Below are 14,746 nucleotides of genomic sequence, written 5' to 3' on the forward strand. Positions count from 1 at the left end.
GCCCGGGCACGCGAACGGCCGGTCGAGTCGGTAACCCCGATGACTCGACCGGCCGTTGGCCTGCTGCGGGCGGATCAGATGCTGGCGACCACCCGGTCGGCCAGCACGTAGACGGCCTCCTCGTCGGTGGAGAAGGTCAGCGAGTAGGAGCCGGAGAACCGCGAGCCGCCGAGCAGCCGGACGTCCTCGCCGGCCCGGACGGCGTCGATCAGGCGGTAGGCGGCCTCGCGGTCGCCGGGGGCGACGCAGAGCGTGGTGCCGTCGGCGAAGGCGTAGACGTCCAGGGTGCCGAGCGGGCCGGGGCGGACGTCGGTGAGCGCGACGCCCTCGTCGGCCAGGGTGGCGAGGCGGGTGTCGGTCCACTCGCGGGACGGGGTCGGGCTGGGCACGAAGTCCGGGTGCGAGGGGTGGCGGCGCGGGTCGGGCGCGGCCACCGGCTCGGCGTCCACGGCCGGTTCGGCGTCCAGCAGGCCGGCCTCCAGGCCGGTGGCGAGCAGATCGGCCTCGCGGCGGGCCCGGATCTCCCCGGCGCTCTCGGCGGGGTGGCCGCCGCCCGAGGGGTGGGCGCCCGCCGGGCGCGGGGCGGCGGTGCCGCCGTCCTCGCCGATCAGGTCCTCGAGCGCGCTGCGCAGCGCCTCGCCGAACTCCGGGTCCATGGTGCCCGCCTGGTCGGCGGCGTCGAGCGGGCCGGTCGGGCGCGGGAAGAAGAGCGGCCACTCCTCCTGGGCACTGGTGAACGGGGAGTCGAAGATCGGGGCGTCCTCCGCGGCCCGGGCCTCCTGCTCGGCCCAGAACGCGCGGGCCTCGGCGATCTCCCGCTCGCGGTCGGCGGCCAGCGCCTCGTGCACGGCCCGGCGTATCACCGTCTCGTCAACCACGGCCGGGGCGGCGGCACTTGCGGCGGCGGTCGCGGCGGCGGTGGCGGCCGCCTGCTCGGCGAGACGGCGGGAGAGGCGGCGGCCCTGGACCAGCAGCGCGGCGGAGAGGGCGATCAGGACCAGCAGCAGGGTGGTGTACACGACGCTCACGGAACGTACTCCTAGGGAGGAGCGGAACGGGGTTACGTCTCCACAGTGCCGCATGGGCGACTGATGCTGCAGTGGCAGATGTCCGATTTGTCCGTGACTTTCGTCCTTGTCCTCAAATTGTTAGGTAGTCCCGCTCTACGCTGCGGAGTTGACCGATTCCGGGGCGTCGACAAAACGGCTCGGAGAGGGTGTGCCGAGGGCCGGATCCCACTCCGCGTGTGATCCGGCCCTCAGTTACGCACCGTCACTCCGAACGGGTGGACGGAGTCGGTCGAGCGGTCAGCTCAGGCGCTCGATGACCATCGCCATGCCCTGGCCGCCGCCGACGCACATGGTCTCCAGGCCGAACTGCTTGTCGTGCCACTGCAGGGAGTTGATCAGGGTGCTGGTGAGGCGGGCGCCGGTCATGCCGAAGGGGTGGCCGACGGCGATCGCGCCGCCGTTGACGTTCAGCTTCTCCAGCGGGATGCCCAGGTCCCGGTAGGAGGGGATGACCTGGGCCGCGAAGGCCTCGTTGATCTCCACCAGGTCGATGTCGTCGATGGTCAGCCCGGCCCGCTTGAGCGCCTGGCGGCTGGCCTCGACCGGGCCGTAGCCCATGATCTCGGGGGAGAGGCCGCTGACGCCGGTGGAGACCACGCGGGCGAGCGGGGTGAGGCCGAGCTCGCGGGCCTTGGTGTCGGACATGACCACCAGGGCGGCGGCGCCGTCGTTCAGCGGGCAGCAGTTGCCGGCCGTGACGGTGCCGTCCGGGCGGAAGACCGGCTTGAGGCCGGAGACGGCCTCCAGGGTGACCCCGGCGCGCGGGCCGTCGTCGGCGGAGACCACGGTGCCGTCGGGCAGGGTGACGGGAGTGATGTCGCGCGCCCAGAAGCCGGACTTGATGGCGGCCTCGGCCAGGTTCTGCGAGCGGACGCCGAACTCGTCCTGCTCGGCGCGGGTGATCCCCTTGAGCGCGGCCAGGTTCTCGGCGGTCTGGCCCATCGCGATGTAGGCGTCCGGCAGCAGGCCGTCCTCGCGCGGGTCGTGCCACTCGCCGCCGCCGTTCGCGGCCCGGTCGGCGGTGCGCGCCACCGCGTCGGCGAACAACGGGTTCTGGGTGCCCGGCATGCCGTCCGAGGTGCCGTTCACGCTGCGCGAGACGGTCTCCACGCCGGCCGAGACGAAGATGTCGCCCTCGCCCGCCTTGATGGCGTGCAGCGCCATCCGGGTGGTCTGCAGCGAGGAGGCGCAGTACCGGGTGATGGTGGTGCCGGGCAGGTAGTCCATGCCCATCTGGACCGCGACGATCCGGCCCAGGTTGTGGCCCTGCTCGCCGCCGGGCAGGCCGCAGCCGAGCATCAGGTCGTCGATCTGGCGCGGGTCCAGCCCGGGCACCTTGGCCAGCGCGGCGCCGATGATCTGCGCGGTCAGGTCGTCCGGGCGGATGTCCTTGAGCGAGCCCTTGAAGGCCCGGCCGATCGGCGAACGGGCGGCGCTGACGATGACGGCTTCGGGCATGGTGGGCTCCTCGCTGGGTGTCCGGGTCGACGGGCGTCCGGGTGCGCCGCGCGGGGGCGGCGGCGGACGGTCCGGGAGAAAGTTACCGCTTGGTAGCCCTGTCGTCACCCGTCCCCGCGTGTGAGTTGGCCGACGCCGGTTCGGGGGTCGAGTCGGCCGCGTCCGGCAGGCCGAACCGCAGCCGCAGCTTGACCTGTGCCCACCGCCGGCCGAAGTCCCCGATCCGCTCGTCGGCCGTCACCTCGGTGCCCGAACGGCCCGCTGCGGCCGCCGCCGCGACGGCCATCGGCAGCACCTGCTCGGCCCCCGGCGCGGCCGGCTCCCGCTCGTCCGGCCAGAGGTCCAGGGCGGCGCAGAGCGAGGGCAGCAGGGCCATCGCGGCGGTCGCGTAGCCCTGCGCGGAGGGGTGGTACCGGTCGGCGGCGAACATCTCCGGCCGGGCCGCGAACTCCGGGCCCAGCAGCGAGCCCAGCGAGACCGTCCGGCCGCCCTGCTCCACCACCGCGATGGTCTGGGCGGCGGCCAGCTCGCGGCTCAGCCGCCGGGCCACCCAGCGCAGCGGCGGGCGCACCGGCTTGATGGTGCCCAGGTCCGGGCAGGTGCCGACCACCACCTGGCAGCCGGCCTCGCGCAGCGCCCGGACCGCCTCGCCGAGCTGACGGACCGCCAGGGCGGGCGGGGTGCGCTTGGTCACGTCGTTGGCGCCGACGATGATCACGGCCAGCTCGGGGCGGTGCGGCAGCACCTGGACCACCTGCTCGGCCAGGTCGGCGGACCGGCCGCCGGAGCGGGCCACGTTGGCGAGCCGCACCCGGCGCTCGGCCACCGAGGCCAGACCGGCCGCCAGCAGCGCGCCCGGGGTCTCGTGCCCCCGCCGCACGCCCAGCCCGGCGGCCGTCGAGTCGCCCAGGAAGCCCAGCACCAGCGGCTCCTGCTCGCCCGCCGGATCGGCGAAGGCGGCCCCGTACACCCCGTCCGCCCGCGGCGGGTCGCCCTCCAGCAGCCCGACCGCGCGGACGGCCAGCCGGCTCTCGGTGACCAGCAGCCCGACGAAGCCCACCCCGAGCAGCCCCAGCCCGCCGCCGCCGTACGCGGCCGCGGTGGCGATCCGCCGGGCCGCCCGGGCCCGTGACTCCCGCGTCAACCCCGCACCCCCTCCATCCACCGGGCCCCTCGTCGGGGCGGCACCTTCTGTCCCCTTCTGGGTACCCAACGACGGAGCGCCCTACCGGGCACCCTCGGCCATCCGGGGAGAGAACGTCAGGTGCCGCGCCGCCCGTCGCCGGAACGGCCCGCGGCCCCGCCCCCGCCGAGCCGGACGCGGTTCCCTTTCGTCCCGCAAGTGCCCGTCCACCCCTTGAGACGCCCTAGGCTTTGAGGTACTCACAGACGTCGCATTGCCCCAGACCGGGAGGACCCCCGTGCGGTACCACAATTCGATCATCGACCTGGTCGGCGGCACGCCGCTGGTGAAGCTCAACAAGGTCACCGACGGGATCAGCGCCACGGTGCTGGCGAAGGTCGAGTACTTCAACCCCGGCGGCTCGGTGAAGGACCGGATCGCGATGCGCATGATCGAGGCCGCCGAGGCCTCGGGCGCCCTCAAGCCGGGCGGCACCATCGTCGAGCCCACCTCCGGCAACACCGGGGTCGGCCTGGCGATCGTGGCCCAGCAGAAGGGCTACAAGTGCATCTTCGTCTGCCCCGACAAGGTCTCCACCGACAAGATCAACACCCTTCGGGCGTACGGCGCCGAGGTGGTGGTCTGCCCGACCGCCGTCGCGCCCGAGCACCCGGACTCCTACTACAACGTCTCCGACCGCCTGGTCCGCGAGACCCCGAACGCCTGGAAGCCGGACCAGTACTCCAACCCGGACAACCCGGCCTCGCACTACCACTCGACCGGCCCCGAGCTCTGGGAGCAGACCGAGGGGAAGATCACCCACTTCGTCGCCGGCGTCGGCACCGGCGGCACCATCTCCGGCACCGGCCGCTACCTCAAGGACGCCTCGAAGGGCGCCGTCAAGGTGATCGGCGCCGACCCGGAGGGCTCGGTCTACTCCGGCGGCACCGGCCGCCCGTACCTGGTCGAGGGCGTCGGCGAGGACTTCTGGCCGACCGCCTACGACCGCGAGGTGGCGGACGAGATCGTCGCCGTCTCCGACAAGGACTCGTTCCAGATGACCCGCCGCCTGGCCAAGGAGGAGGGCCTGCTGGTCGGCGGCTCCTGCGGGATGGCCGTGGTGGCCGCGCTGGAGGTCGCCAAGCGGCTCGGCCCGGACGACGTGGTCGTGGTGCTGCTGCCGGACGGCGGCCGCGGCTACCTGTCGAAGATCTTCAACGACGACTGGATGGCCGACTACGGCTTCCTGCCCTCGGAGACCGACGAGGCGCACATCGTCGAGGTGCTGGCCCGCAAGGACGCGCTGGAGCACGAGGGCGTCCCGCAGTTCGTCCACATGCACCCCAACGAGACGGTGGCCGAGGCGATCCGGGTGCTGCGCGACTTCGGCGTCTCGCAGATGCCGGTGGTCTCGCCGGGCGCGGGGCACCCCGATATCATGGCCGGCGAGGTGATCGGCTCGGTGGTGGAGCGGGAGCTGCTGGAGGGGCTGTTCACCCAGAAGGTCGCGCTCACCGACACCCTGGACAGCGTGATGTCCAAGCCGCTGCCGGTGGTCGGCTCGGGCGAGACCGTCACCAGCCTGATGACCGTGCTGGAGAAGGCCGACGCCGCCGTGGTGCTGGTCGAGGGCAAGCCGCAGGGCATCGTGACCAGCCAGGACCTGCTGGCCTTCCTGGCCAACCGGGCCGGTCACTGACCCGCCGTCAGCCGCCGTGCCGGGGACGGCGGCTGACGGAACGCTCCCGGCACGAAGTGGTACACCGGCGTCACCTGCGCGCATCACGCGGTTAACACGGGTCGTGCACTGTAGTGGTCAACGGCGAGACGCCGAAGCAGGTGACAGCGGAAGCGGGAGCGGCTCCCCGCACCGGGGTCACCACGGACACGTCGGTCGGCCCTGACCCGGCCCACCGTGTCCTGCCCGTGGGGGTTGCCGTCGTCCCGCCCCTGTGCCGGCCCAGGCCGGCCCAGGGTGTGGTGGCCCCCGCGGCACCTACCGCGCCGCGAGGCGCGCTCCGCGGTTCCCGGGTGGGGGAACCAGGGCGGAGACGGCGAGGCCGGCCCCCTTCCGAGGGGGCCGGCCTCACCCGTTTCCCCGGCGGCGGGTGCTCGCCTAGGCTCGCCCCCATGACCAGCACTGACCTGCCCGAGCAGGACGCCCCCCGTTACGTACGGCTCAGCATCGAGATCGTCGCCGAGATCACCGACGAGCAGGCCCTGAAGGCCGCCGCCCTGGCCCAGGTGGAGGCCGACGAGTACCTGGACGACGAGGAGCGCGGCCAGTCGGTGGAGGCCATCGAGCTGGACCCGTCCGGCTCGCTCGCGCACTTCATCGACCCGGTGGCGCTGCTCGGCGGCGTCCCCGGCACCGAGCTGACCTCGGCCACCTGGGAGTCGGCCCGGATCGACTACGACCCGGACGAGGAGACCTGGACCGAGTACGCGGACCAGTAGGCAGCATCGCGAATCCCCCGCCCGGAGCCCCGGGTGGGGGATTTGTCCGTTCTGGCGGCATCTTCAGTACTCTCGTACGATCTCAACCGTTTGGTGATGGAACCGCTTCCGCCCGGATCGCGTTGATTTGGTACGTAACGCCCGTAGGTGAAGAGCAGGGAGAACCGCCGTGACGCAGACCGAGAAGCCGCGCTGGACCAGGCGCGGCGTACTGGCCGGGATGCTCGGTGCCCCCGTCCTCCTGCTGGCGGCCTGCAACGACGACAAGCCCTCCGGCGGCAGCGGCGGGGGCGCCGGGGCGGGCGGCAGCGGCTCGCCGAGGACCTCGGTCGCGAAGATCACCGTCTCCCCGGCGGACGGCGTCACCGACGCCCCGTTCACCGAGCCGGTCAAGGTCACCGTCGTGGACGGGAGGCTCACCTCGGTGAAGCTCACCGCCGAGGACGGCAAGGAGATAGCCGGCCAGCTCGCCGCCGACGGCGCGAGCTGGACCTCCACCGCGCCGCTGTCCAGCGGCGCCAAGTACGCCGTGGCGGCCGTCGCCCAGGACAAGGACAAGCTGGAGGCGGACGCCAACGCGAAGTTCGCCACCGCCTCCCCTGCCAACACCTTCGTCGGCTACTTCACCCCCGAGAACGGGGCCGTCGTCGGGGTCGGCATGCCGGTCTCGATCAACTTCAACAAGGCGGTCACCAACCGCAAGGCCGTCCAGCAGGCGATCACGGTGACGGCCGAGCCGGGCGTCGAGGTCGTCGGGCACTGGTACTCCAGCACCCGGCTCGACTTCCGCCCCGAGCAGTACTGGGCCAAGGGCACCAAGGTCACCCTGAAGCTGCGGCTCAAGGACGTGGAGGGCGCCAAGGGCGTCTACGGCACCCAGTCCAAGGACGTGGCCTTCACCATCGGCCGCAGCCAGGTCAGCGTCGCGGACCTGGGCAAGGACACCCTCACGGTGACCACCGACGGCCAGGTGACCGCCACCTACCCGGTGATCGGTGGCTCCCCGGAGCACCGGACCTGGGCCGGGAAGATGGTCATCTCCGAGCAGTACACCCAGACCAAGATGGACTCACAGACCGTCGGCCTGGGCGACGAGTACAACATCCCGGACGTCCCGCACGCCCAGCGGCTGACCACCTCCGGCACCTTCATCCACGGCAACTACTGGTCCCCCGCGTCACAGTTCGGCAACGCCAACACCAGCCACGGCTGCATCGCCCTGCGGGACGTCAAGGGCGCCGGTGATCCCGGGACGAACGGTGCCAAGTTCTACGCGAGTTCGATGGTCGGGGACGTGGTCGAGGTGATCAACTCGGGTGACAGGACCGTGAGTCCGTCGAACGGCCTGAACGGCTGGAACATGGACTGGTCCGCGTGGAAGGCCGGCAGCGCGGTCTGACCCGGTCGTGGGCTCGTCATAAGAACCGGATAAGTTACCGGGTGCGTCCTGCTTCGGCCACAAGTGCCGAAAACAGGGTGACCCGGCGGGTGAAAGCTGCTTGCCTGGGGTCGTCACCAAGAGTCGAGCACTGCAGCCCGGTGAGCAGTCCGGGTGCCTTTCACGGGGGAGAAGTCCCATCAACACCACCCTGCGCCGGACGGCCCGCGTCGCCGCCACCGCCACCGCCTGTTCCGTCGTGCTGGCCGGCGGCCTGGTCGCCTGCGGCACCGTCAAGCAGCTGTCCGCCGCCGACAAGGTCTCGGACGCCTTCGGCAAGGTCTACGAGGGCAAGAGCTTCAAGGCCGAGCTCGGCTTCGACGCCACGCCCGAGCAGATCCTCGCCTTCGACAAGGCCGTCTCCAAGGACAAGAGCGAGCAGCTCGACCAGAAGACGGCCGAGCTGATGTCCGGCATCAAGCTCTCGGTCGCGATCGCCGCCGACAAGCCGCTGAAGGACGTGGCGGGCCTCAAGGAGGGCCAGGCCGCCGACCTCAACTCCATCCCGGACGACCTCGGGTTCGACGCCGCCTACGCCCTCACCGGCAAGGACGGCGCCGCGCTGGCCGACATCCGCTACATCGACGGCACCCTCTACGCGAAGGCCGACGTCGACGGCATCGCCAAGATCGCCGGCGAGGACACCAAGGAGCTGAAGGAGGGCGCCGCCCTCTTCCCGAAGGTCTTCCAGGACGCCATCGGCGGCAAGTGGGTCTCGATCGACACCAAGACCCTCAAGGGCCTGGCGGAGGAGGCCGGCAAGGCGGCGGGCAGCAAGGGCAGCCCCTCGGCCGCCCCGTCGGTGGACCCGAAGGTCGCCTCCGGCCTGGTCAACACCGTCAAGGACGTCATCTCCCGCAACGTCACCTTCGAGGACAAGGGCAAGCACGAGGGCGCCGACCACATCTACGTGGCCGCCCCCGCCAAGGCCTTCGCGGACGACCTGCTGAAGAGCATCAAGCCGCTGGCGAAGGACCTGCCGGGCTTCGACGAGCTGCCCGCCACCGTCCCGTCCGACTTCCCGGACAAGAAGGTCGGCGTCGACGTCTTCATCAAGGACGGCGCCCTCTCGGCGGTCTCCTTCGACCTGGCCCAGTTCGAGAAGGACGCCCCGGCCGACCTCCACATGCCGATCAAGGTGACCTTCGCCAAGGACGCCGAGGCCCCCAAGGCCCCGACCGGCGCCACCGCGATCACCAAGAAGGACCTCGAGGACACCATGGGCGCCGTCATGGGCGCCGCGATGGCCGGCAAGGGCGGCGCCCCCGTCCCGGGCGGCGCCGACATCCCGGGCGTCAAGCCCGGTGCCGGTGCGGTCACGCTGACCGACGCGCAGATCAAGGAGCTCGTCGCGCTCGGCGCGCCCGAGGCCGAGATCAAGGTGCTGGCCCAGGCCGGCATGACCTTCGAGCAGCTCAAGGCGCTGGCCGCGGCCGGCGGCTGACGGTAGACCGGAACGCACCCGGGCCCCGTCGCTCCCCCGGAAGGGGGGAGCGACGGGGCCCGTTCCGTGCCGGTCGTCAGGCCTTGGCCACGCCGATCGGGCAGCTGGCGCCGGTGCCGCCGAGGCCGCAGTAGCCGTTCGGGTTCTTGGCGTCCGAGAGGTACTGCTGGTGGTACTCCTCGGCCGGGTAGAACGGGCCGGCCGGGGCGATCTCGGTGGTGATCGGCCCGAGGCCGATCGCGGTCAGTGCGGGCTGGAAGGCGTCCTTGGCGCCCAGGGCGGCGGCCAGCTGGGCGGGGGAGTGGGTGTAGGCGGCGGAGCGGTACTGGGTGCCCCGGTCGTTCCCCTGGCGGAAGCCCTGGGTCGGGTCGTGGGACTCGAAGAAGGTCTTCAGCAGGGTCTCGTAGGAGATCACGGCGGGGTCGTAGACCACGCGGACCACCTCGGTGTGCGCGGTCAGGCCGCTGCACACCTCCTCGTACGTCGGGTTCGGCGTGTGGCCGCCCTGGTAGCCGACCAGGGTGGTGAAGACGCCGGGCAGGCGCCAGAAGGTGCGCTCCGCGCCCCAGAAGCAGCCGAGCGCGAAGTCGGCGACCTCCAGGCCGTCCGGGTAGGGGCCGGTGAGCGGGGTACCGAGGACGGTGTGCGGGCCGGCCGGGACGAACCGGGGCTCGGCGCGGCCGGGCAGGGCCTCCTCGGGGGTGACGAGCTCGCTCTTGGAACGGTTGAACAGCACGGCCTGCTCCCGGGGTTCGACATCGGGGGGTGACCCTGACAACGCAGGGGGCCCGCCCGGAAATTCCGGACGGGCCGGGCCCGGACGGCCCCTCCCGCTGACGCGGCGTCAGCCGCGGGCGAGCGCGGCCACCGTGCGGGCCCGCAGGTCGGTGAACTCGTCCGGCCCGTTCGAGGAGCGCAGGAAGGTCCGCGGGATGACCGGGCCGAGGGCCTGGAACTGGGCCAGCGCCTCGGCGTGGCGGCCCTGGCCGGCCAGGAAGCGCACGGCCGTGCCGCGGGCGGCGGCCAGCTGCGGGTGGTCGGGGCGGGCGGCGGCCAGGTCGGCCAGCAGGGCGTCCACGGCGGCCCGCAGCTCGGCGGTGCCGAGGCCGGCCGCGGCGTCGCCGTACTGCTCGGTGTAGGCGTCCAGCTTGTGGACGGTGAGCAGGCTGCCGACCGGGTTGGCGGCGATCGTGGCGTCGACGAAGGCGTGCATCAGCTCGTGGCTGCCGTGCCACTTGCGGGTCCAGTACTCCTTGCCCTGCCAGATGCCGTCCCAGTGCCGCGGGGCGCGCGAGGAGACCTCGGCCCAGAGCGCGCGGAACTCCTCGGCGGACCAGTTCTGGCCGCGGGCCAGCGCCAGCTGGGCCAGGTACGGGGTCGGGTCGCCGGCGGGGGCCAGGCGGGCCGCCGCGGCGCCGGCCTCGCGGGCCTCGGCCAGCTTGGCCTGGAAGCCCTTGCGCATCTCGTCGGTGACGGTGTCGGAGTACCCGGAGCCGCGGATCGCCCAGGCGGCGTGCACCAGGGCGGCGGTGCGGATCGAGGCGGCGTCCGAGGACTCCGGCCGCTCCTGCCGCCAGGCCTCCAGCCACTCGTGGCGGCGGCCGGCCAGGTCGACCAGCAGGTCGATCCGGTCGTAGCGCTCGTCCCAGTCCGTCCCGGCCTCCTCGACGTACTCGGCGGCCGGGCGCCAGTCGCCGCGCTCGGCGGACTCCAGGGCCGCCCGGCCCCGGTCGTCCAGGGTGGTGTGGCCGAGCACCAGGCCGCGGTCGGGGACCAGGCCGAAGCGCTGGGCGGCGGCGTCGGTCAGCGGGGCCGGCGGGCGGGCGGCCCGGCGGGCGCGCAGGGACTTGAACAGGCTGAAGAGCAGCGCGATGACCGCGATGGTCAGGAACAGCACGGGGCACTCCGGTGGTTCACGGGCAGCTGACGGTGGGTCGGACGGCGGGTGCGGGGGCGTGCGCGAGGGCGCTCGGCCGGCCGGTCCGGGATGCTCCGTTCGGGTCGGACACGTGTACGGGGCGTGCAGATCGTAGCCGCACCACGCGCGGAAGTTGACGGACGGTCCGACCGGGGGGCGTATCGACCGCCTTGGTCCCGTTTGCGGACTAGGCTCGGACCATGACCGAGCACCCTCTTCCCCAGGGCTTCGAGACCCTCGCCATCCACGCGGGCCAGGAAGCAGACCCCCAGACCGGGGCCGTCGTCACGCCGATCTACCAGGTGTCCACCTACAAGCAGGACGGGGTGGGCGGGCTGCGCGGCGGCTACGAGTACAGCCGCTCCGCCAACCCGACCCGCACCGCGCTGGAGGAGTGCCTCGCCGCGATCGAGGGCGGCGCCCGCGGCCTGGCCTTCGCCTCCGGCCTGGCGGCCGAGGACACCCTGCTGCGCACCGTGCTGAAGCCGGGCGACCACATCGTCATCCCGAACGACGCCTACGGCGGCACCTTCCGCCTGTTCGCCAAGGTGCTGAGCCGCTGGGGCGTGGAGTTCTCGGTGGCCGACACCCAGAGCCTCGACGCCGTGCGCGCGGCGATCCGCCCGGGCACCAAGGCGGTCTGGGTGGAGACCCCGTCCAACCCGCTGCTCGGCATCTCCGACATCGCGGGCCTGGCCGAGGTGGCGCACGCCGCGGGCGCGCTGCTGGTGGTGGACAACACCTTCGCCAGCTCCTACCTGCAGCAGCCGATCTCCTTCGGCGCCGACGTGGTGGTGCACTCGACCACCAAGTACATGGGCGGCCACTCGGACGTGGTCGGCGGCGCGCTGGTCGCGGCCGACGCGGGCCTGGCCGAGGAGCTGGCGTACCACCAGAACGCGATGGGCGCGGTCTCCGGCCCGTTCGACGCCTGGCTGGTGCTGCGCGGCATCAAGACCCTGGGCGTCCGGATGGACCGCCACAGCTCCAACGCCGAGAAGGTGGCCGAGCTGCTGACCTCGCACCCGAAGGTCAGCCAGGTCTACTACCCGGGCCTGCCGGAGCACCAGGGCCACGACATCGCGGCCAAGCAGATGAAGGCCTTCGGCGGCATGGTGTCGTTCCGCGTCGCGGGCGGCCAGCAGGCGGCGGTCGAGGTCTGCAACCGGGCGAAGCTGTTCACCCTGGGCGAGTCGCTGGGCGGCGTGGAGTCGCTGATCGAGCACCCGGGCCTGATGACCCACGCCTCGGTCGCGGGCTCCGCGCTGGAGGTCCCGGCCGACCTGGTCCGGGTCTCGGTCGGCATCGAGGCGATCGACGACCTGCTGGCCGACCTGACGCAGGCGCTCGGCTGATCCCGCTCCACCCGGGGGCGCGCGCCTTGTGGCGCGCGCCCCTTCGTCAATTCCCGTACGTCACACGGCACCTGAGGAACCATGCAGAACTGGCCGGTCACCCTGGACGACGTCCGCGGTGCGCACAAGATGCTCGCCGGGGTCGCCCGGGTCACCCCGATGGAGAGCAGCCGGTACCTCTCCGGGCTGATCGGCTCCCCGGTCCACCTCAAGTGCGAGAACCTCCAGCGCACCGGCTCCTTCAAGCTGCGCGGCGCGTACGTGCGGATCGCCGGGCTGACGCCGGTGCAGCGGGCCGGCGGCGTGGTGGCCGCCAGCGCGGGCAACCACGCGCAGGGCGTGGCGCTGGCCGCCTCGCTGCTCGGGGTCCGGGCCACCGTCTTCATGCCGCGCGCGGCCCCGCTGCCCAAGGTGGCCGCCACCCGTGACTACGGCGCCGAGGTGAAGCTGCACGGGGCGACCGTGGACGAGGCGCTGCGGGCCGCCCAGCAGTACGCGGAGACCACCGGTGCCACCTTCATCCACCCCTTCGACCACTGGGACGTGGTCACCGGCCAGGCCACCGTCGGCCTGGAGATCCTGGAGCAGTGCCCGGAGGTGCGCACCATCCTGGTCGGGGTGGGCGGCGGCGGGCTGCTGGCCGGCATCGCGGCGGCGGTGAAGCCGCTGCGGCCGGACGTCCGGGTGATCGGGGTGCAGGCGGCATGCGCGGCCGCCTACCCGCCCTCGCTGGCGGCCGGGCGGCCGGTGTCGCTGGAGCGCTTCGCCACCATGGCCGACGGCATCATGGTCGGCCGCCCGGGCGACATCCCCTTCGAGGTGGTCAACGCCCTGGCCGACGGCGTCCGCACGGTCTCCGAGGAGAGCCTGTCGCGGGCCCTGCTGGTCGGCCTGGAGCGGCTCAAGATGGTGGTCGAGCCGGCCGGGGCCAGCCCGGTGGCGGCCCTGCTGGAGCACCCGGAGGACTTCCGGGGCGGCCCGGTGGTGGCGGTGCTCTCCGGGGGCAACATCGACCCCCAGCTGATGCAGCGGGTGCTGCGGCACGGCCTGGCCGCCGCAGGGCGCTACCTGTCGCTGCGGGTCCGGCTGACCGACAAGCCGGGGGCGCTGGCCGACCTGCTGGCCGTGCTCACCCGGGTGGACGCCAACGTGCTGGACGTGGCGCACGTGCGGATCGACCCGCGGCTGGGGCTGACCGAGGTCGAGGTGGACCTCCACCTGGAGACCAAGGGGCCGGAGCACTGCGCCCTGGTGGTGGGCGAACTCCGGGACGCGGACTACGTGGTGAGCAGCTGACCGGCGCCGCCGATCCCGAAAACCGGAGGCGGTTGTCACAGGTAGCTGAGAGGGTGTCAGGGCCTTTCCTGCGGCATGAATCCCCGGGCACCCGGGTACCGCCATGGGATAAAAAGGACAAATCCCCCAGAAGGAGATGAGGCAGGCTCATGGCGCCAGCCATCCAAGCCGAGAACCTGGTCAAGACCTTCGGTGACGTGCGCGCCCTCGACGGCGTCAGCCTGGACGTCCCCGAAGGCACGGTGCTCGGGCTGCTCGGCCCCAACGGCGCCGGCAAGACCACCACCGTCCGCGTCCTCACCACGCTGCTCCGCCCCGACTCCGGCCACGCCGTGGTCGCCGGGGTGGACGTGCTCAAGCACCCCAACAAGGTGCGCAGCCTGATCGGCCTCTCCGGCCAGTACGCCGCCGTCGACGAGTACCTGACGGGGCGCGAGAACCTGGAGATGGTCGGCGAGCTCTACCAGATGACCAACCGCGACTCCAAGGCCCGGGCCAAGGAGCTGCTGGAGTGGTTCAACCTCACCGAGGCCGCCGACCGCACCGCCAAGACCTACTCCGGCGGCATGCGCCGCCGCCTGGACCTGGCCGCCGCCCTGGTGGTCCGCCCGCCGGTGATGTTCCTGGACGAGCCGACCACCGGCCTCGACCCGCGGAACCGGCTGGCGCTCTGGGAGGTCATCGAGACCCTGGTCGAGCAGGGCACCACCCTGCTGCTCACCACCCAGTACCTGGAGGAGGCCGACCGCCTCGCCCACGACATCGCGGTGGTCGACCACGGCAAGGTGATCGCCCGCGGCACCGCCGACCAGCTCAAGGCCCAGATCGGCGGCGAGCGGATCGAGGTCGTGGTGCACCGCGCCGACGACGTGACCGAGGCGCAGGCCGCGCTCGCCCCGTACGCCAAGGGCGACCCGGCGCTGGAGAAGAACACCCGCAAGATCACCGTCCCGGTCAGCGGCGGCGCCCGGGTGCTGGCCGACGTGATCCGCGAGCTGGACGCCCGCTCGATCGAGATCGACGACATCGGCCTGCGCCGCCCGACCCTGGACGACGTCTTCCTCTCCCTCACCGGCCGGGCCACGGTCGAGGAGGACGAGGACGAGTCGGGCGAGGGGCAGAAGCCGGCCAAGGGCCGCAAGAGCCACGGGAAGGACGCCTGATGACCACGGCCAACCCGCAACAAG

General features: G+C 72.6%; 12 protein-coding genes. 7 read left to right on the plus strand and 5 right to left on the minus strand.

All coding sequences use genetic code 11. The annotated features are described in order from the left end of the window. Window positions 1-74 precede the first annotated feature (74 nt). From ACWCYY_RS15205 to ACWCYY_RS15215, 3 genes are all read right to left on the minus strand, one after another. Window positions 75-1,028: a hypothetical protein gene (locus tag ACWCYY_RS15205; protein ID WP_345281988.1), complete on the minus strand. Its 954-nt coding sequence runs from the start codon at window positions 1,026-1,028 to the stop codon at window positions 75-77. 279 nt (window positions 1,029-1,307) lie between these two features. Then, window positions 1,308-2,528 carry an acetyl-CoA C-acetyltransferase gene (locus ACWCYY_RS15210; RefSeq protein ID WP_345281990.1) on the minus strand — a complete coding sequence of 407 codons (1,221 nt, stop codon included), beginning with the start codon at window positions 2,526-2,528 and terminating at the stop codon, window positions 1,308-1,310. Between the two features lie 82 nt (window positions 2,529-2,610). Next, entirely contained in the window at window positions 2,611-3,672 is a 1,062-nt protein-coding gene (locus tag ACWCYY_RS15215) for an SGNH/GDSL hydrolase family protein (protein WP_345281992.1), read from the minus strand. Window positions 3,673-3,949: 277 nt separating this feature from the next. Here ACWCYY_RS15215 and ACWCYY_RS15220 point away from each other — a divergent pair, with 277 nt between their 5' ends. The 4 genes from ACWCYY_RS15220 to ACWCYY_RS15235 all read left to right on the plus strand — a co-directional run bounded on the left by ACWCYY_RS15220 (window position 3,950) and on the right by ACWCYY_RS15235 (window position 8,990). Then, window positions 3,950-5,350 carry a cystathionine beta-synthase gene (locus tag ACWCYY_RS15220; RefSeq protein WP_345281994.1) on the plus strand — a complete coding sequence of 467 codons (1,401 nt, stop codon included), beginning with the start codon at window positions 3,950-3,952 and terminating at the stop codon, window positions 5,348-5,350. 431 nt (window positions 5,351-5,781) lie between these two features. After that, the gene (locus ACWCYY_RS15225) at window positions 5,782-6,108 is read left to right on the plus strand and encodes a hypothetical protein (protein WP_345281996.1); all 327 of its coding nucleotides are present in this window, start codon (window positions 5,782-5,784) and stop codon (window positions 6,106-6,108) included. A 220-nt stretch (window positions 6,109-6,328) separates the two neighbouring features. After that, complete coding sequence (locus tag ACWCYY_RS15230; protein WP_449796297.1) at window positions 6,329-7,507, plus strand: L,D-transpeptidase; 1,179 nt, start codon at window positions 6,329-6,331, stop codon at window positions 7,505-7,507. Window positions 7,508-7,745: 238 nt separating this feature from the next. Next, a complete protein-coding gene (locus tag ACWCYY_RS15235) occupies window positions 7,746-8,990 on the plus strand; it encodes a hypothetical protein (RefSeq protein WP_380149424.1) in 1,245 nt (414 codons plus the stop codon). A gap of 76 nt (window positions 8,991-9,066) precedes the next feature. Here ACWCYY_RS15235 and msrA read toward each other — a convergent pair whose 3' ends face one another. Beyond that, window positions 9,067-9,726: a peptide-methionine (S)-S-oxide reductase MsrA gene (msrA, locus tag ACWCYY_RS15240; RefSeq protein WP_345282002.1), complete on the minus strand. Its 660-nt coding sequence runs from the start codon at window positions 9,724-9,726 to the stop codon at window positions 9,067-9,069. A gap of 108 nt (window positions 9,727-9,834) precedes the next feature. Then, complete coding sequence (locus tag ACWCYY_RS15245; protein ID WP_449796265.1) at window positions 9,835-10,887, minus strand: DUF4034 domain-containing protein; 1,053 nt, start codon at window positions 10,885-10,887, stop codon at window positions 9,835-9,837. 221 nt (window positions 10,888-11,108) lie between these two features. Here ACWCYY_RS15245 and ACWCYY_RS15250 point away from each other — a divergent pair, with 221 nt between their 5' ends. The 3 genes from ACWCYY_RS15250 to ACWCYY_RS15260 all read left to right on the plus strand — a co-directional run bounded on the left by ACWCYY_RS15250 (window position 11,109) and on the right by ACWCYY_RS15260 (window position 14,722). Beyond that, window positions 11,109-12,263, plus strand: coding sequence for a cystathionine gamma-synthase (locus ACWCYY_RS15250; protein ID WP_345282006.1), 1,155 nt, complete (start codon window positions 11,109-11,111; stop codon window positions 12,261-12,263). An 81-nt stretch (window positions 12,264-12,344) separates the two neighbouring features. Then, window positions 12,345-13,559: a threonine ammonia-lyase gene (gene ilvA, locus ACWCYY_RS15255; protein WP_449796266.1), complete on the plus strand. Its 1,215-nt coding sequence runs from the start codon at window positions 12,345-12,347 to the stop codon at window positions 13,557-13,559. A 149-nt stretch (window positions 13,560-13,708) separates the two neighbouring features. Further along, entirely contained in the window at window positions 13,709-14,722 is a 1,014-nt protein-coding gene (locus ACWCYY_RS15260) for an ATP-binding cassette domain-containing protein (RefSeq protein WP_345282010.1), read from the plus strand. Window positions 14,723-14,746: the final 24 nt, after the last annotated feature.

The sequence above is a fragment of the Kitasatospora sp. NPDC001664 genome (genome assembly GCF_053596675.1).